This window comes from Novosphingobium sp. Chol11 (assembly GCF_945870625.1).
GTDB lineage: Bacteria > Pseudomonadota > Alphaproteobacteria > Sphingomonadales > Sphingomonadaceae > Novosphingobium.
In genome coordinates, this window is record NZ_CAMBTS010000068.1 from 1 (window position 1) to 16,116 (window position 16,116).

16 protein-coding genes and 1 pseudogene are annotated in these 16,116 nt (G+C 63.1%); 6 read left to right on the top strand and 11 right to left on the bottom strand.

Going from position 1 to position 16,116, the window contains the following annotated elements; genetic code table 11:
- The first annotated feature begins 223 nt into the window (after positions 1-223).
- Entirely contained in the window at positions 224-1,102 is an 879-nt protein-coding gene (locus tag Q0O40_RS11015; RefSeq protein WP_295529583.1) for a class I SAM-dependent methyltransferase, read from the top strand.
- Here Q0O40_RS11015 and Q0O40_RS11020 read toward each other — a convergent pair.
- The 5 genes from Q0O40_RS11020 to Q0O40_RS11040 form a co-directional block, all read right to left on the bottom strand.
- Positions 1,099-1,884: an enoyl-CoA hydratase gene (locus Q0O40_RS11020; protein ID WP_295529585.1), complete on the bottom strand. Its 786-nt coding sequence runs from the start codon at positions 1,882-1,884 to the stop codon at positions 1,099-1,101. The genes Q0O40_RS11015 and Q0O40_RS11020 overlap by 4 nt on opposite strands.
- A 98-nt stretch (positions 1,885-1,982) precedes the next feature.
- Positions 1,983-3,164, bottom strand: coding sequence for a VWA domain-containing protein (locus tag Q0O40_RS11025; protein ID WP_295529587.1), 1,182 nt, complete (start codon positions 3,162-3,164; stop codon positions 1,983-1,985).
- Positions 3,164-3,607, bottom strand: coding sequence for a GFA family protein (locus tag Q0O40_RS11030; protein ID WP_295529589.1), 444 nt, complete (start codon positions 3,605-3,607; stop codon positions 3,164-3,166). Before Q0O40_RS11030 ends, Q0O40_RS11025 begins: the two co-directional genes overlap by 1 nt.
- 2 nt (positions 3,608-3,609) lie before the next feature.
- Positions 3,610-4,050, bottom strand: coding sequence for a GFA family protein (locus tag Q0O40_RS11035; protein WP_295529591.1), 441 nt, complete (start codon positions 4,048-4,050; stop codon positions 3,610-3,612).
- Positions 4,047-4,892: a MoxR family ATPase gene (locus Q0O40_RS11040; RefSeq protein ID WP_295529593.1), complete on the bottom strand. Its 846-nt coding sequence runs from the start codon at positions 4,890-4,892 to the stop codon at positions 4,047-4,049. The genes Q0O40_RS11035 and Q0O40_RS11040 overlap by 4 nt, the downstream gene beginning before the upstream one ends.
- A 101-nt stretch (positions 4,893-4,993) precedes the next feature.
- Between Q0O40_RS11040 and Q0O40_RS11045 the strand changes: the two genes are divergently transcribed.
- Entirely contained in the window at positions 4,994-5,770 is a 777-nt protein-coding gene (locus tag Q0O40_RS11045) for a hypothetical protein (protein ID WP_295529595.1), read from the top strand.
- A gap of 10 nt (positions 5,771-5,780) precedes the next feature.
- Here Q0O40_RS11045 and Q0O40_RS11050 read toward each other — a convergent pair whose 3' ends face one another.
- The 4 genes from Q0O40_RS11050 to Q0O40_RS11065 form a co-directional block, all read right to left on the bottom strand.
- Positions 5,781-7,154 (bottom strand): SRPBCC family protein, encoded by a 1,374-nt coding sequence (locus Q0O40_RS11050; protein WP_295529597.1) that lies wholly within the window; start codon positions 7,152-7,154, stop codon positions 5,781-5,783.
- Positions 7,155-7,251: 97 nt separating this feature from the next.
- Positions 7,252-8,049 carry a hypothetical protein gene (locus Q0O40_RS11055; protein ID WP_295529599.1) on the bottom strand — a complete coding sequence of 266 codons (798 nt, stop codon included), beginning with the start codon at positions 8,047-8,049 and terminating at the stop codon, positions 7,252-7,254.
- Between the two features lie 115 nt (positions 8,050-8,164).
- Complete coding sequence (locus Q0O40_RS11060; protein WP_295529601.1) at positions 8,165-10,180, bottom strand: DNA topoisomerase IV subunit B; 2,016 nt, start codon at positions 10,178-10,180, stop codon at positions 8,165-8,167.
- Positions 10,181-10,294: 114 nt separating this feature from the next.
- Entirely contained in the window at positions 10,295-11,494 is a 1,200-nt protein-coding gene (locus Q0O40_RS11065) for a penicillin-binding protein activator (RefSeq protein WP_295529602.1), read from the bottom strand.
- Positions 11,495-11,534: 40 nt separating this feature from the next.
- Here Q0O40_RS11065 and rsmI point away from each other — a divergent pair, with 40 nt between their 5' ends.
- Both rsmI and Q0O40_RS11075 read left to right on the top strand, forming a co-directional pair.
- Complete coding sequence (gene rsmI, locus Q0O40_RS11070) at positions 11,535-12,371, top strand: 16S rRNA (cytidine(1402)-2'-O)-methyltransferase (RefSeq protein WP_295529604.1); 837 nt, start codon at positions 11,535-11,537, stop codon at positions 12,369-12,371.
- On the top strand, positions 12,368-12,724 hold the full coding sequence (locus Q0O40_RS11075) for a YraN family protein (protein WP_295529606.1): 357 nt from the start codon (positions 12,368-12,370) through the stop codon (positions 12,722-12,724). The genes rsmI and Q0O40_RS11075 overlap by 4 nt, the downstream gene beginning before the upstream one ends.
- Before the next feature lie 12 nt (positions 12,725-12,736).
- Here the strand turns inward: Q0O40_RS11075 and Q0O40_RS11080 are convergent, their stop codons facing one another.
- The gene (locus Q0O40_RS11080) at positions 12,737-12,901 is read right to left on the bottom strand and encodes a hypothetical protein (protein ID WP_295529608.1); all 165 of its coding nucleotides are present in this window, start codon (positions 12,899-12,901) and stop codon (positions 12,737-12,739) included.
- A gap of 154 nt (positions 12,902-13,055) precedes the next feature.
- Here Q0O40_RS11080 and gshB point away from each other — a divergent pair, with 154 nt between their 5' ends.
- Both gshB and Q0O40_RS11090 read left to right on the top strand, forming a co-directional pair.
- The gene (gene gshB, locus Q0O40_RS11085) at positions 13,056-14,003 is read left to right on the top strand and encodes a glutathione synthase (protein ID WP_295529610.1); all 948 of its coding nucleotides are present in this window, start codon (positions 13,056-13,058) and stop codon (positions 14,001-14,003) included.
- Positions 14,004-14,720: 717 nt separating this feature from the next.
- Complete coding sequence (locus tag Q0O40_RS11090) at positions 14,721-15,323, top strand: DedA family protein (protein ID WP_295529612.1); 603 nt, start codon at positions 14,721-14,723, stop codon at positions 15,321-15,323.
- A gap of 85 nt (positions 15,324-15,408) precedes the next feature.
- Here Q0O40_RS11090 and Q0O40_RS11095 read toward each other — a convergent pair.
- Positions 15,409-16,116: pseudogene (locus tag Q0O40_RS11095) on the bottom strand (acetyl-CoA carboxylase biotin carboxylase subunit); the annotation flags it as partial.

The following is a 16,116-nucleotide window of genomic DNA, read 5'->3' on the forward strand; positions in this document are numbered from 1 at the left end:
CTTCCGCTTCAGGGCCAGCAGTGCCGCAGCCCCCAAAACACGAAAGGCCAAATCACCCGCTTGACCCCACCCCCACACCGGGGGACACATATCCAACCGGGTCAATTCTCGATGGAAATCCCGGGTCACCTCTCAGTGGCAATCAACACATAACGTGCAGATCGAATCTGAAAGGCAGATCAAGGATTTTTTAGCAGGTTTGTGACATTGCTTCGAAATCTAGATGAAGCGAGATCATGGCGTGACTTGCAATTCCTGCGGGACATTCCCTAACGAAACTGTGTTCAGGGCCAAGGGTTATGAACTGGTGCGCTGTTCTGGCTGCGGCCTAGCGTACATTGCCAATCCGCCGTCCATCGCTGAACTTCGGCAGCTCTATTCGGCGGCAGCTTCGTATCATGCGGAGCTCTGCAATCCATCAAGTGCGGCCTTTGCGCAGCAGGACCAGATTGCGCGCAGGCATCTACAAGTGACCCAGCGCAGCGCATCGCGCGGACGGCTGCTCGATGTTGGCTGCTCGATCGGACAATTCGTTGCTCGCGCGCATGACGCTGGATTTGCGGCCAGCGGCCTCGAAATGAACGAAGCCAGCGTGGAATTTGCGCGCGCGCATTATCGAGCCGATGTTGTTTGCGGCACGATTCACGATGCGCCGCAAGTCGCTGGATCTATCGATGTGCTGACGATGTTCGATGTCATCGAGCATGTACCTGACCCGCTCGGCGATTTGCGCAAGGCATCTGATCTGGTCGCACCGGGTGGGCTGCTTGTAGTATCAACCCCCAACATCGACGGATTGTTCCCCCGGATTTCGCTGCGGTTTGCGAAGACACTCGATTATTGGCCGCACCCGGAGCCGCCTTATCATCTGTATCAGTTCTCGGTCATTACTCTGGCTGCGATGCTCCAAAAGGCTGGGTTCGAGCTGATCGAGACGCGACATTATGCCATCGATCTTGCATATACCTTTGGCCAGCCCACCAGCTTGTTGCGCAGTCCCAAGCGGCTTTTCTACGCCGCGCTGTTTGCGCCGCTGGCGGTTTGCGGACCACTATTGGGGCAGGGTGACTGGATTTACATGACGGCTCGCAAGCCGCTTTAGGTCCAGTTGGGCGCGCGCTTTTGAAGGAAGGCGCTGATCCCTTCGGCGGTGTTTTCGTCCATCATGTTTTGCGCCATGACTTCGCCCGCGAGCGCATAGGCCTGCGCGCGCGAGACTTCGCGCTGCGCATAGAACAGCGCTTTGCCGCGGCGGACCGCGTCGGGGCTCTTGGCCGCAATTTTGCCGACCAGCGCGTCGATGGTCGAATCCAGCTCCGCGCCCGGCACGGCGTGGTTGATCAGGCCCCATGCCTCGGCGGTGGCGGCGCTGATGAACTCCCCAGTGACCAGCATTTCAAACGCGGGCTTGGTGGGCACATTGCGCGAAAGCGCCACGGCAGGTGTCGAGCAGAACAGGCCGACATTGATGCCCGAGACGGCGAAGCGCGCGTCATCGGCCGCCACGGCAAGATCGCACGCGCCGACGAGCTGGCACCCGGCGGCGGTGGCGATGCCATGTACGCGGGCGATGACGGGCACGGGCATGGCGATGATCGCCTCCATGACATCAGTGCACGAGGCGAACAGTGCGCGGTATGTTTCGAGGTCTCGCTGTCCGCTCATCTGGCGCAGGTCGTGCCCGGCGCAAAATGCTTTACCTGCGCCGGATAGAACAACGCAGCGGACTTTGGGATCGGCGGCAAGCTGGGACAGTTCGGACTTGAGCGAGGCGAGCAGTTCTTCGCTCAGCGCGTTGTACTGGGCGGGGCGGTTAAGCGTGAGATCGGCGCGGTCTCCTCCGTGGACGGGGGCGCGGGTGGAGATCAGTGCGGATTCGGTCATGGTGTCCTCTCCTTCGGGGGCTTTACCCCTCAACCATCGCTTCCTTCGACAGGTTTCAGGATGAGCGGGGCGGTTCCCCTCCCCGTTCCGGCGAGGTATTAGTGCTTCTTGCGGGTCAGCTCGCGCATTGCCGCGTCGAGTCCTTCGAGCGTGAGGCTGTACATCGAGCCGTTCAGCAGATCCTTGATCATCTTGGTGGACTGCGAATAATTCCACTGCTTTTCGGGCACCGGATTGAGCCACACGGTGGCAGGATACGTCTGCGCCACCCGGTGGAGCCAGACGGCACCCGATTCCTCGTTGAAATGTTCGACCGAGCCGCCCGGATGGCTGATTTCATATGGGCTCATCGCCGCATCGCCGACGAACACGATCTTGTAGTCGTGGCCATATTTGTGGAGCAGGTCCCATGTCTGGGTGCGTTCGGACCAGCGGCGGCGGTTGTCCTTCCACACGCCTTCGTAAAGGCAGTTGTGGAAATAGAAGAACTCCATGTTCTTGAATTCCGCCGTCGCGGCGCTGAACAGTTCCTCGACCAGCTTGATGAACGGGTCCATCGATCCGCCGACATCGAGAAACAGCAGCAGCTTGACCGCGTTCTTGCGCTCGGGCCGCATATGAATATCGAGCCAGCCTTGCTTGGCGGTGCCGTCGATCGTGGCATCGAGATCGAGCTCTTCGGCATGGCCCTCGCGCGCGAAGCGGCGCAGGCGGCGCAGCGCAATCTTGATGTTGCGGGTGCCCAGCTCCTTGGTGTTGTCGAGATTGGCGAATTCGCGCTTTTCCCAGACCTTGATCGCGCGTTTCTGCCCGCCTTCGCCACCGATGCGCACGCCTTCGGGGTTATAACCCGAATTGCCAAAAGGACTGGTACCGCCGGTGCCGATCCATTTGTTGCCGCCCTGATGGCGCTTCTGCTGCTCCTCAAGCCGCTTTTTCAGCGTCTCCATGATCTCTTCCCACGATCCGAGCGCCTTGATCTTTTCCATTTCCTCTTCGCTGAGGAACTTTTCGGCGACTGCTTTCAGCCAGTCTTCGGGAATATCGACCGGGCGCTGTCCATAATCGACGAGCAGGCCTTTGAACACTTTGTTGAACACCAGATCGAACTTGTCGAGCAGGCCCTCGTCCTTCACGAACGTCGCGCGGCTGAGATAATAGAACGCCTCGGGCGTCTGCTCGATCACATCCTTCTCCAGCGCTTCAAGGAGCACCAGATGCTCCTTGAACGAGACCGGAATCCCGGCGCTGCGCAGTTCGTCGATGAAATTGAAGAACATCAGCTGGCTTTCGGTGCTGGCGGGGTCACTGGCGGCGGGGGCGGTTGCTTGGCATGGCGTTCGAGGTCCTCAGGGAACACGGCCCATTGAGGCGCTTCGTCGGTCCAGATCACCATTTGCGGGATGAGGTCATGCGGGGGCGTGATGAAGCCCACGCGCATCGTGCGAAATTGCGGGCGGGCGGAGACTTGCGCCATGACCGGGGTGCCGCAAGCAGCGCAGAACGATTGGGTCAGCGTGTTGCCGCTGGCCGCCGTGTAGGAATGAGCGGCGAGCGCACCGTTGATGGTCACGTCATCGGTCTTGAACATGGCATTGGTGCTGTGCGTTCCGCCGGCGAGCTGCTGGCACTGGCGGCACCAGCACTGGCGCACCGCGATGGCCGCGGCGGCGGCGATCTTGGCGGTGACCGCCCCGCAGGCGCAAGCTCCGGTGTAAGCCACAGCTACTCCTCGACGAGGGCCGAACCCGGCCCCTTGTGATAACGCGGGAGTGCGGGATCGAGCGCGGCCCAGGAAGGCGCGCTGTCGGTCCAGATGTGGTATTGCGGGGCCATCAGGGCGGGATCATCGAGCGTGCCCGCGCGCACGCGCATCGGCATTCCGGCGGGGCTCACGGTGCGGCTATACATTTGCGCGCCGCATGTGGGGCAGAAGCCGCGCTCGACCGTGTTGCCGCTGTCGGCAATCAGGGTCAGCTTGGTCATCTCGCCAGTGTAGTGAACGGATTCTTCATCGAACAGCACGTTCACCGTGGGCGAGCCGCTGGCGATGCGCTGGCAATCGCGGCACCAGCACATGCGCGCACCCTGCGGTTCGGCGTCGATGGTGAAGCGGATTTGGCCGCACAGGCAGCCGCCAGGGTGCGCCACCGCGTGCCCGCTCAATTGCTCGGACGGCGCGCCATGAAGGCGAGCTTTTCGAACAGCATCACGTCCTGCTCGTTCTTGAGCAGCGCGCCGTGCAAGGGTGGGATCGCCTTGGACGGGTCGCGGTTTTGCAGCACGTCGAGCGGCATGTCTTCGTTCATCAGCAGCTTGAGCCAATCGAGCAGCTCGCTGGTGCTGGGCTTTTTCTTGAGGCCGGGCACTTCGCGCACCTCGTAGAAGATCTCCATCGCCTTGGTCACGAGGATTTTCTGGATATTGGGGAAATGGACTTCGATGATTGCGCGCATCGTGTCGCGGTCGGGGAACTTGATGTAGTGAAAGAAGCAGCGGCGCAGGAACGCGTCGGGCAGTTCCTTCTCGTTGTTCGACGTGATCACCACGATCGGGCGCTCTGCCGCGGCGATGCGCTGCTGCGTTTCGTAGACATCGAAGCTCATCCGGTCGAGCTCCTGCAACAAATCGTTGGGAAACTCGATATCGGCCTTGTCGATCTCGTCGATCAGCAAGAGCGGCAATTGCGGGCTGGTGAAGGCTTCCCACAGCTTGCCCTTGCGGATGTAGTTCGAGATGTCGTGCACCCGCTCGTCGCCCAACTGGCCATCGCGCAGGCGGGCCACCGCGTCGTATTCATAAAGGCCCTGCTGCGCCTTCGTGGTCGATTTGATGTTCCATTCGATCAGGGGCGCGTTCATCGCCTTGGCGATTTCATGCGCGAGCACGGTCTTGCCGGTGCCCGGCTCGCCCTTCACCAGCAAGGGGCGGCGCAGCAGCACCGCAGCGTTCACCGCCACTTTGAGATCATCGGTGGCGACGTAATTGTCGGTGCCTTCAAAACGCATGGATCATCCTGTTCTTAACCGTCTGGTTAAACGATAGTATGCGCGCTGCGCGCTGGCAAGTGGGACTGGCGGGTGTGGGCTGCGCTGTGTAGGCAACGCGGATGGTGCCCGCCGACCCGCCGATTCCCGCCGCCCGCTATGGGCAATCGAGGCGCGGACGCGGGATTTCGTTCATTCTGGCGATGCTCACCAGCCTCGCCCTGTTTCTGATCATCGTGCTGATGGGCCGGGTGACCGATTTCGGCGAGCCGGGCGGGGGCAATCTGGTGGCCATCAATATCAGCGGGCCGAAGGGCGAGAAGGAAAAGGCGGCGGCCAAGCAGCAGAAATCCGCCCAAACGCCGAAATCCGCGCAGAGCGCCGTGCCGCCACCGATGCCGCCGCGCGTGGTGATCCCGTCGCCCAATCAGGTGGAATGGCCGCCGGGCTTCATCAAGCTGAGCCGCGAGGATCTGGCCAAAGGCGACATCAGCAAGATCAAGGGGACGGGCGTGGCCTCGGCCGCTGGCGGCGAAGCGGGCGGCGGCGGCGCGCAAGGCACCGGCGACGGGCCGGGCGGGGCCAAGCTCTACAACGCCGAATGGCAGCGCGAGCCGCGCGATGCCGAACTGGCGCCCTATCTTCCGGCGGGGCGATCGCCAGGCGATTGGGCCGAGATCGTTTGCCGCACGATCGAGCGCTACCATGTCGAGGATTGCCGCGAGCTGGGCGAAAGCCCGCAAGGCAGCGGCACCGCGCGCGCGCTGCGACAGGCGGCGTGGCAATTCCTCGTCCGCCCGCCGCGCGTGGACGGCAAGCCGCAGCTCGGCACCTGGGTGCGCATCCATTTCGAATTCAGGAAGGCGAAGCGCGAGGCGGCTGCGGCGTCCGGCGAGTAAGTTCTTGGCCCTAGCCTTCGAGGCAAGCATCCAAGGCATCGTGGAAATGCTGCACGCGGCATTCCTCGTCCAATAGCCAGACGCGCTCGAAACCGCTGGAGGCCATGCCTGCCTGCACCCGGCCGAGCAGCGAGATATCCTCGTCGATGGTCACGGTCATGGTCTTCTCGCCCGCGATGATCGCCTCGTGGCTGAAGCAATCGCGCTTTGGCCGCGTGTAGTCCGCCGGTTTGGGGCCGTTGAGCCGGAAATGCGTGCCGACCTCGGCCGCGTCATCCCCGGATGTGCGCAAGGCGGCGGCGGCATCGCTTTCGCTTCCATGAAAGCGGACCAAAGTCACCATGTCGAAGTGGCTTCTGCCGGGATCCTCGGCGTCTGGCCGCGAGGTCATGAGCCACGCGCTTTCCGGCGTGATCGAGAGGATCACGTTGGGAAACAAGTTGAACTGCCAGATGTCGCTCAGCTGCGCGTCGCTGAAACCAGCGTAGTTCAGGCCTTGCTGGGCGGCTATCGCGCGCTTGGCCTGCTGGATCGCGGGCCGGATCGCGCCGACACGGCCGACGAACTGCTCGGGATCGAGGCCCACGGCCTGCAATTGCATCGCAAGCACATCGGTGGGCCGATCAGGCTGGGGGAAGCCGCTGTCGGTGGTGGCACCCGGCACATAGACCGCGGTGTGGCCATGCGCAAAAAGCTCGATCGGCGCGGTCGCGCATTCGAACAGGCGCCGGTGGATCGGGTGGATGAACGGCACATGATAAAGTTCGGCGAAATTGTCGATGATCGCCTTCCAGTTGCAGCGGTGGGTCACGCTCTGATCGTCGGTGACGGTCATGGTCTCCAGCCGATAGGGCGCGATCAGGTTTGCCACAGGGGCCAGAAACTCTGACAATGTAGGTCCGCAGGGGGCCAGGCGCACGAACACCATCCCCAGTGCTTCCTCAACCTCGACCGCGCGCAGCCCAAGCTGAGCTTTAGGGACGCCGTTCGAAAAACGCTCCGCGCCCGGCACCCCGATGAGACTCCCATCGAGCCCGAAAGCCCAAGCATGATAAGGGCATACGATGCGGCTAAGGCGGCCACATACTTCGGTGAGCAGCCGGGTGCCCCGGTGGGTGCAGGCATTGTGCATCGCCCGCAGCACGCCGTCGCTTCCCCGGGCGATGATGATGCTTTCGCTGCCGATGTCGAAAGTGATGTAAGCGCCCGTTGCCGCCACGTCGCTCGACAGCCCCGCAACCAGCCAGGTGCGCGCCCACAGCCGCGTGCGCTCGCGTTCCATCCAGTCGCGCGAAAGATAGCGGTCCTTGCAAAAGTTGCGCATCGGGATCGGCGCACGATCCGGCGCAACAGGATTTATCCGTCCGGGCGATGAAGCATTCATCTTGGCAGACTTTCGGCGAAGAAGTCCGTCAACCTAAGCCAAGCCAAAGCCCGGTGTATGCTCCGGCAATTGATAGGACGTTCAGGCGTCTGTGGGCCTAATCGTTCGCGGTCGCCCGGTTCCCTGCAATGAGCGACACCAGCCTTCTTGTAGCAGGCAATCGCCATATTAGCAGACAAGCGATCAAGAGCAAAATCCAAGGCAGCGCGGTGCCCAGACCCATCAGGACAGTCCAGATCATGACTCGCCCGCTTGAAATCATGGCTTCAAGCGCCCCAGCGAAGGGGTTGTCGCTGATCGCAAGCGCTGCGATGCCCTGATAGGTAAAATGCATCGGCGTGCTGGCAAGTTGCGCTTGTACGTCGCTTTGATCCGCCTTGGAACCAGACTTATCCCGCCGCAGCGAGGAGGCCTCCTCTTGGAGCTGTGTCCGCTCCCGGTCACCGAGACCCGGCTGCTTGAGGCGCTCCTCGATCTCCTTGATCCGCGCTTCGGCTTCAGCAGCATTGCGAGCGGCTTGCGCCAAACGAGGGGCGAGGTCTTCGCCGGTGATTGTTTGGCTCGACAGCTGCCCGCCCGCTTGGACGACCGCCGCGACGCCGTCCTTGCCGAAGCTGCGCGCCAGATCGCGATCAAGCAGGAGATCGAGGCTGGCGCTCGAATCCTGCCCGCGCCCGACGCGAAAGTTTAAGCCCTTGATCCGGCAACGTGCGGGTCCGAGTTTTTCGCAGGCGCTTGCATGCTGTTCCTGCACAGCAGCGACTGCGCTGTTCGGCAAAAGAAAGTCGTAGAAGTAGGTAAAGGCGAAACCCGGCGCTGAACTGGGGGATATCTCAGGAGCTTGATTGGCTGTTTCTGCCGGTTTCTCAGAACAAGCCGCGAGTGCAAGCAGCAACGCAGCCCCGAACGCATTGCCAACGCTCCAGCTAGACAATCTCATCAGCGACAAAACCCCACCCGTGCAACCCGGTTGCAGCCTAGCGAGTTAACGGGCGAAGTCACCGTGGTTCTCAGGCGTCGATCAGTTCCGGATCGATCTCGCCTGCGCGGTTCTGGATGAACATGAAGCGCTGGGCGGGGTCGCGGCCCATCAGGCGGTCGACGAGATCTTTGACCGCGGCGCGGCCTTCGTATTCGGGGGGCAGGGTGATGCGGATCAGGCTGCGGGTCGAGGGGCTCATCGTGGTTTCGCGCAGCTGCGCCGGGTTCATTTCGCCAAGGCCCTTGAACCGGCCAACTTCGACCTTCTTGCCCTTGAACTTGGTCGCTTCCAATTCGGCGCGGTGCGCGTCGTCTTTGGCATAGAGGCTCGTCGCGCCGCTGGTCAGGCGGTAGAGCGGCGGCTGCGCCAGATAGAGATGCCCGCGCCGGACGACCTCGGGCATTTCCTGAAAGAAGAAGGTCATCAACAAAGTGGCGATGTGCGCGCCGTCGACATCGGCGTCGGTCATGATGATGATCCGGTCGTAGCGCAGGTTATCCGGGTTGCATTCCTTGCGCATGCCGCAGCCCAGCGCGAGCGCGAGATCGGCGATCTCGCTGTTGGCGCGGATCTTGTCAGTGGTGGCGCTGGCGACATTGAGGATTTTACCGCGGATCGGCAGGATCGCCTGAATCTTGCGGTCGCGCGCGTGCTTGGCGCTGCCGCCGGCCGAATCGCCTTCGACGATGAACAGCTCGGTCTCCCCCTTGCCCTCGCCGGTGCAATCGGTGAGCTTTCCCGGCAGGCGCAGGCGGCGCGCGCTGGTGGCGGTCTTGCGCTTGATCTCGCGCTCCGCCTTGCGGCGCAGGCGCTCGTCCATCCGCTCCATCACCGCGCCGAGCAGCGCGCGGCCCCGGTCCATGTTGTCGGTGAGGAAGTGATCGAAATGATCGCGCACCGCACTCTCGACCATGCGCGCGGCCTCGGGGCTGGTCAGCCGGTCCTTGGTTTGGCTTTGAAATTGCGGATCCCGGATGAACAACGAAAGCATGATCTCGCTGCCGGTGATCATGTCTTCAGGCGCGATGTCCTTGGCCTTTTTCTGGCCAACCAGTTCGCCAAAGGCGCGAATGCCCTTGGTCAGCGCGGTGCGCAGGCCCGCTTCATGGGTGCCGCCATCGGGGGTGGGGATGGTGTTGCAATACCAGGAGTAGGAGCCATCGGACCACAGTGGCCAGGCGATCGCCCACTCGGCGCGGCCCATTTCCTCGCCGTTCGGCCCTGCGGGAAAATCTTGGCGCCCTGCAAAGGGCAGCGTGGTGACGCATTCGCGCCCGGCGATCTGCTCGGCCAGATGGTCGGCAAGGCCGCCGGGAAACTGGAACACGGCCTCTGCCGGGACATCGTCGCTGGCGAGCGATGCGGCGCATTTCCAGCGAATTTCGACCCCGGCGAAGAGATAAGCCTTCGAGCGCGCGAGGCGAAACAAGCGCGCCGGTTTGAACCGCGCGTCATCGCCGAAGATCTGCGGATCGGGAGTGAAGGTGACCGTGGTGCCGCGCCGGTTTGGCGCATTGCCGATTTTCTGCAGCGGGCCTTGCGCCAGCCCGCGCGAAAACTCCTGCGCATAAAGCTCCTTGCCGCGCGCCACCTCGATCCGGGTGAGCACCGACAGCGCATTGACCACCGAGACGCCCACACCGTGGAGGCCGCCGCTGGTGGCATAGGCCTTGCCGGAAAACTTGCCGCCCGAATGGAGCGTGGTGAGGATCACTTCGAGCGCGGATTTGCCCGGATACTTGGGGTGCTCGTCGACCGGGATGCCGCGCCCGTTGTCGCTGATGGTGATCTTGCCGGCGGTGCCATCCGGGCCTTCTTCCAGCATAACCTCGATACGGTTGGCGTGTCCTGCCACCGCTTCGTCCATCGCGTTGTCGAGCACTTCGGCGGCGAGGTGGTGGAGCGCGCGCTCGTCGATCCCGCCGATATACATACCGGGGCGGCGGCGGACGGGTTCGAGCCCTTCGAGCACTTCGATGGCCGAACCGTTGTAGGCCTCGTCGGGGCTGCTGGCGGGCAGTTTGTCGAATAGATCATCAGACATGCGCCCGCGTATAGGACACGCGAATCCGCGTGCAAGCGGGGCATCACGCTTATCCGCGTCTTTATGCGCGGGTTCGGGGTTTCATCGGGGCCTTCCCGCAAGTGAGGCGGGTGCTCAGGGTGCGAATTTCTCGGCCGCAGGGCTCGCGGTCACGAAAGTTCCAACGCCGACCTCGCGCACTTCCATCGCGCGCTCTGCCACGCCATTGGCCTCGAAACGGAACACCCCGTCCAGCCCGACAAAGCCATCGCGGCCATAGAGCTTGGCAGTGGGAAACAGCGTGCCCGGCTTCCACCCGCGCGCGACATTGAGCGTGAGCAGAACGGCATCATAGCCCAGCGGACCCATCCGCGATGGCGCGGTGCCAAAGCGGGTGCGATAGGATTTTTCGAACTGTCCGAAGCGCTTGTCGGTGATCGCGGCAAACCAGCCGCCGCGCATCGCCGGGCTTTTGGCAATGGTGGCATCGCCGCTCCATAGCTCGGTGCCGAGCAGACGCGTGCCGGCGGCCAGCGGCGCGGCTTGCAGCGCGATGCGTCCGCCATCGGCGATCAGCAGCGCACCGGGCGCGCCCTTGGCCATGATCCGCCGGACCGCGCTGGCAACCGAGGTATTGCCCCGGTCGTAAGTCTCGATTGCGGTGATCGGCATGCCAAGGCTGCGCGCGGTTGCATTAAGCGCAGGCGCGACGCGCTGCCCATAAGCGCCCGCCGGGATGATCGCGCCGACACTGCGGATGCCTTTGGCCTTGGCATAACCAAGCACGCGCGCAACCGATTGGGCAGGTACTTGGCCCAGCACGAAGACATCGCGGTCGGCCACGCTGGCATCGCTCGAAAAGGTGATCATCGGCACTTTGGAGGGGCGTACCACGCTGGCCACCGCGACCACATCGTCTGCCATCAAGGGGCCAAGGACGAGGCGGTTGCCATCGAGGATGGCCTTGTTGGCCGCAAGCCCGGCGCCCATCGCGGTATCGTATGTCGTGATGCGGATGTTCTGGGCATTGGTATCGAGCAGCGCCATCGTGGCGGCGTTGGCGATCGATTGGCCGATCGCAGAATTGAGCCCGGTCATCGGCACGAGCAGCGCGACGCGGTGCCGATTGGCGTCGGTGGGCAGCGCATTGGCATCGGGCGCGGCTTCGACGGGCGGCGGCGGCGGTGGCGGCGGGGCAGGCTTGGGGATCACGGTGCACCCGGCGAGCAGCGCCAGCGCGGTGCCTGCCAGCATGCGGCGGGTGATCAGGCCAGAACCTGAGCCAGAACCTGAGCCAGAACCTGAGCCAGAACCTGAGGCGGTGTCATTCATCATCTGCTTGCCGCTCCTCATGGCGGGGTCCATTGAGAGGCGCATGGAAACGCCTCCGCTTGAACCCGGCCTGTACATTGTCGCCACGCCGATTGGCAATCTTGGCGATGTGAGCCGCCGAGCCATCGACATTCTCTCCGCTTGCGCGCTCATAGCCTGCGAAGACACCCGCGTCACTGGCAAGCTGCTCTATCATATCGGGATCAAGCGGCCGATGCGGCGCTATGACGATCATGCCAGCGATACCGCGCGCGAACAGCTTCTCGGCGAGATGTGCCAGATTCCGGTTGCGCTGGTGTCAGATGCCGGGACACCGCTGATTTCCGATCCCGGCTACCGGCTGGTGCGCGAGGCGCGGGCGCGCGGCATCCCCGTCACCAGCATTCCCGGCCCGAGCGCGCTGGTGACCGCGCTGACTTTGGCCGGATTGCCCACCGACCGCTTCGTGTTTGCCGGATTTTTGCCATCGAAGGACAAGGCGCGCGGCGATACGCTGAGCGAGATGGCCGCTTTGCCGATGACCTTGGTGTTTTACGAGACAGGGCCGCGGCTGGTCGCCTCGTTGGAGGCGATGGCGCGGATCATGCCAGGGCGCGAAGTGGCGGTGGCGCGCGAATTGACCAAGCTGCACGAGGAATGCCGCAGCGGCAGCGCCGCAGAACTTGCAGACCATTACACCGCGCATCCGCCGCGCGGCGAGATCGTGCTGCTGGCTGGGCCGCCGTCTGCGCCCGAACCGCCGGGCGAGGCCGATATCGACGCCCACTTGCGCGAAGCGCTGGCGCAGTTGCCGCCCAGCCAGGCCGCGGGGCGCGTGGCCAAGGCGCATGGGCTGGACCGCAAGGCGCTTTATGCCCGCGCGATGGAGCTTAAAGGGTGAGCAGGGCTGAGGCCGAGCGGCAGGGGCGGCGCGGCGAAATGCTGGCGGCGTGGTATTTGCGGCTGAAGGGATGGCGCGTGCTGGCCCGGCGGCAGAAGATCGGCGTCGGCGAGGTCGATCTGATCGCGCGCAAGGGGCGCACCGTGGCGTTCATCGAGGTCAAATGGCGCAGCAGCGGCGCAGCGCTTGATCAGGCAATCGATGCCCGGCGGCTGCGGCGCGTGGCGCGGGCGGCGGAAGCCTTGGCACCGCGCTTTTCTAACCCAGGTGATGATCTGCGGATCGATGTGATCCTGATCGCGCCGGGGCAGTGGCCGCGCCAGATTGCCAATGTTTGGCAACCTGGCGCGTAACGGGTCAATGCATCAGCCGTGCGGCTTGTGATCGTCCTTGTGCTCGCCGTCCTTGTGTTCGCCGTCCTTGGGATGCTCGGTCGGATGCGGGGCTGGTTCGGGGTTGGCGATGGCGGCGGCCGAGAAGCTCAGCACGGTGGCAGCACAGGCGGCTGCGGTCAGAAGTGTCTTGCGCATATGGTCGAAGTCCCTTGTTGATGTATCGAAGCACGCAGTGGTGCGGCGCCTTTCAGGTCGCATCGCTAATTTGGTCGCACCGTCGCTAAGTTCGCTTTAAGGAAGCACCCGCGATCACCACCTACCCCCGCATCAACAAAGACGGATTTTCAGCATGGCTTTGCGCGTCGCTGTCCAGATGGACCCGCTCCCTTCGATCAATATTGCCGGGGATTCCTCGTTTGCGCTGATGCTGGCGGCGCAGGCGCGGGGGCATGAACTTTATCATTACGACGTCGGCGCGCTTTCGCTGGACGAGAACGACCGCCTGACGGCGCGCGCGGTGCCTGTTTCGGTGCAGCCCATGCCGGGCGATCACTACAAGGCGGGCGAGGCGCGCCGCCTTGATCTTGGGCGCGATATCGATGTGGTGCTGATGCGGCAGGATCCGCCGTTCGACATGGGCTATATCACCGCGACGCACCTGCTCGAGCGGATCGAGAGCGAGACGCTGGTGGTGAATAATCCGCGCAGCGTTCGCAACGCGCCCGAGAAGGTCATGGTGCTCGATTACCGGCGCTTCATGCCGCCCACATTGGTGACCCGCTCGGTGGAAGAAGTGCGCGCCTTCCAGAAGCGCCACGGCGCCATCGTGATCAAGCCGATTCACGGCAATGGCGGCAAGGCGATCTTCCGCGTTTCGGAAGAGGGCGAGAACCTCGGCGCGCTCATCGAAGTGTTCAACCAGACCTGGCCCGAGCCGCACATGGTGCAAGCCTTCCTTCCCGAAGTCTCCGAGGGCGACAAGCGCATCGTGCTGGTCGACGGCGAGGTGGCGGGCGCGATCAACCGCAAGCCGGGCGAGGGCGAATTCCGCTCCAACCTTGCCGTGGGCGGCTATGCCGAAAAGACCGCACTGACGCCGCAAGAGCAGGAAATCTGCGCCGCGATGGGGCCGGAGCTGAAGCGGCTGGGGCTGATCTTTGTCGGCATCGACGTGATCGGCGGCAAGTGGCTGACTGAAATCAACGTGACTTCACCCACCGGGATCGTCGCGATCGACCGGTTCAACGGGACCGATACTGCAGGGATGATCTGGGACGCGATCGAGGGGCGGGTTTAGGGGTTTACTCTCGGATGCCAGAAATCAGGGCATCCTTCGATGCCTTGCATTTGTCGCCGCACGGCGGAGCAGCAAGTGGACCCGGGGACATTGAAGCCAATTCTGCTTCCGAGAGTTCGCTGCAAGCTCGCTTTTTCGAGCAATCGAGCGTCCTTTCCAGAGTAGCCCTCACTTGTAATACTTGATTGCAGGGCGCTTCGCCGTACACGAGCAACCAAGTCCCAGGCGTAGGTTCCATGGCCCGAACCCGCTCCAGCAGAGTTTCAAATTCATCCTGTGAGACTTGGTATCCGTTCCAAAACAAGCCAGACTCAGCGATATCGACCCTGTTGATGATTTCTTCAAAGCGCTCTTCAGCGAAAGGGCGCCACTGCGAGGAAACGCCCCCACATCTGCCCTGTGAATAGAGCGTGACGGCAGGCGAAGGGGCTGGCGCAAGATACTGCATTCCCACAAATCCGCAGATAATCGCTGCTACAAGCAGTATCCATGGCTTGAGGCGATGTCCCATCGAAAGAGATTACCATGCGCGGCAAGCGTGGAGCCAGCGCTTCCTTTCTTCCTGTTTTCACGAAGTGCAAACGGGGAGGTGGCAGCCCTCTTGGGCTGACGGAGGGGTTCTTTGCGGGCGTTTCACCCCTCCTACCCGCCTCCCCACTTGTGCGTGCCGTAAAAATGGGGAGGAACGCGGGGTAGGGCTTAGGTGTTAAGTTTCGCATGAATGACTGGATCACGCACTTTGTCGAAGACGGCGGTTATCTCGGCATCGCGCTGTTGATGGTGCTGGAGAATGTGTTTCCGCCGATCCCATCCGAGTTGATCATGGGGCTGGGCGGGATCGCGGTGGCGCATGGCAAGATGGAGGTGCTGCCGCTGATGGTGGCGGGCACGCTGGGCTCGACCTTGGGCAACTGGTTCTGGTTCATGGTGGGCCGCGCGCTGGGCTACCAGCGGCTGCGCCCCTTGGTGGCGCGCTATGGCCGCTGGTTGACGATGGACTGGGTGGGTGTGGAAACCATGGTGCGCTTCTTTGGCCGCCACGGGCAATGGGTCGTCTTCGCTGTGCGCTTCTCGCCGGTGATGCGCACGATGATCTCGCTGCCTGCGGGCCTCGCGCGGATGGGGGAGCTGCGGTTTGTGGCGTTTACCCTGGCAGGAACCACCGTCTGGAACGCGCTGCTGGTCTGGGCCGGTTGGCAATTGGGGCAGAACTTCGGGCAGATCGAGGCCTATACCGCGCCGGTGGCGCTGGCGAGCATGGTGCTGATCGCCGCGTGGTATGGCTGGCGGGTGCTGACGTGGAAGGCGCGCGAAGGATAGGCCTTGAGCAATCGCGCCTGTCCTTGCCCCTCCGTCAGACTCTCGGACTGCCACCTCCCCGAGCGCGCTCGGGAAAGAACCTGTTTCAGGCCTGGTCTTCCAGCCACTGCTCCAGATATTTGATCGTGTAGTCGCCGTCGAGGACGCGCTGGTCGGTAAGCAGTTTCTGGTGCAGCGGGATCGTGGTCTTGACCCCCCCGATCACCATTTCCTCGAGCGCGCGCTTCAGGCGCATGATGCAGCCTTCGCGCGTGCGGCCATAGACGATCAGCTTGGCGATCATCGAATCGTAGAAGGGCGGGATCCGGTAGCCGGTGTAGAGCCCGCTATCGACGCGCACATGCATGCCGCCCGCCGCGTGGTAGCTGGTGACGAGGCCGGGCGAGGGCACGAAGGTGAACGGGTCTTCCGCGTTGATGCGGCATTCGATGGCGTGGCCGCTGAAGACGATGTCTTCCTGTTTGACCGAGAGCGGCTTGCCATCGGCGATGCGGATCTGTTCGCGCACCAGATCGACACCGGTGATCGCCTCGGTGACGGGATGCTCCACCTGCAGCCGGGTATTCATCTCGATGAAATAGAACTCGCCGTTTTCCCAGAGGAACTCGATTGTGCCTGCGCCGCGATACCCCATGTCGGCCATTGCCTTGGCCACGATGCCGCCCATGCGGTCGCGCTCGGCGGAGGACAGGACTGGGGAGGGAGCTTCTTCCAGCACTTTTTGATGGCGGCGCTGCAGCGAACAATCGCGCTCGCCAAGGTGTATCGCGTTGCCGTTGCCATCGCCGAAGAT

What these genes read in the sequence shown, in the direction of transcription:
- Q0O40_RS11015 (WP_295529583.1), top strand. Translation starts at nt 224, where the DNA reads ATGAAGCGAGATCATGGCGTGACTTGCAATTCCTGCGGGACATTCCCT.
- Q0O40_RS11020 (WP_295529585.1), bottom strand. Translation starts at nt 1,884, where the DNA reads ATGACCGAATCCGCACTGATCTCCACCCGCGCCCCCGTCCACGGAGGA.
- Q0O40_RS11025 (WP_295529587.1), bottom strand. Translation starts at nt 3,164, where the DNA reads ATGTTCTTCAATTTCATCGACGAACTGCGCAGCGCCGGGATTCCGGTC.
- Q0O40_RS11040 (WP_295529593.1), bottom strand. Translation starts at nt 4,892, where the DNA reads ATGCGTTTTGAAGGCACCGACAATTACGTCGCCACCGATGATCTCAAA.
- Q0O40_RS11045 (WP_295529595.1), top strand. Translation starts at nt 4,994, where the DNA reads ATGGTGCCCGCCGACCCGCCGATTCCCGCCGCCCGCTATGGGCAATCG.
- Q0O40_RS11050 (WP_295529597.1), bottom strand. Translation starts at nt 7,154, where the DNA reads ATGAATGCTTCATCGCCCGGACGGATAAATCCTGTTGCGCCGGATCGT.
- Q0O40_RS11060 (WP_295529601.1), bottom strand. Translation starts at nt 10,180, where the DNA reads ATGTCTGATGATCTATTCGACAAACTGCCCGCCAGCAGCCCCGACGAG.
- Q0O40_RS11065 (WP_295529602.1), bottom strand. Translation starts at nt 11,494, where the DNA reads ATGATGAATGACACCGCCTCAGGTTCTGGCTCAGGTTCTGGCTCAGGT.
- rsmI (WP_295529604.1), top strand. Translation starts at nt 11,535, where the DNA reads ATGGAAACGCCTCCGCTTGAACCCGGCCTGTACATTGTCGCCACGCCG.
- Q0O40_RS11080 (WP_295529608.1), bottom strand. Translation starts at nt 12,901, where the DNA reads ATGCGCAAGACACTTCTGACCGCAGCCGCCTGTGCTGCCACCGTGCTG.
- gshB (WP_295529610.1), top strand. Translation starts at nt 13,056, where the DNA reads ATGGCTTTGCGCGTCGCTGTCCAGATGGACCCGCTCCCTTCGATCAAT.
- Q0O40_RS11090 (WP_295529612.1), top strand. Translation starts at nt 14,721, where the DNA reads ATGAATGACTGGATCACGCACTTTGTCGAAGACGGCGGTTATCTCGGC.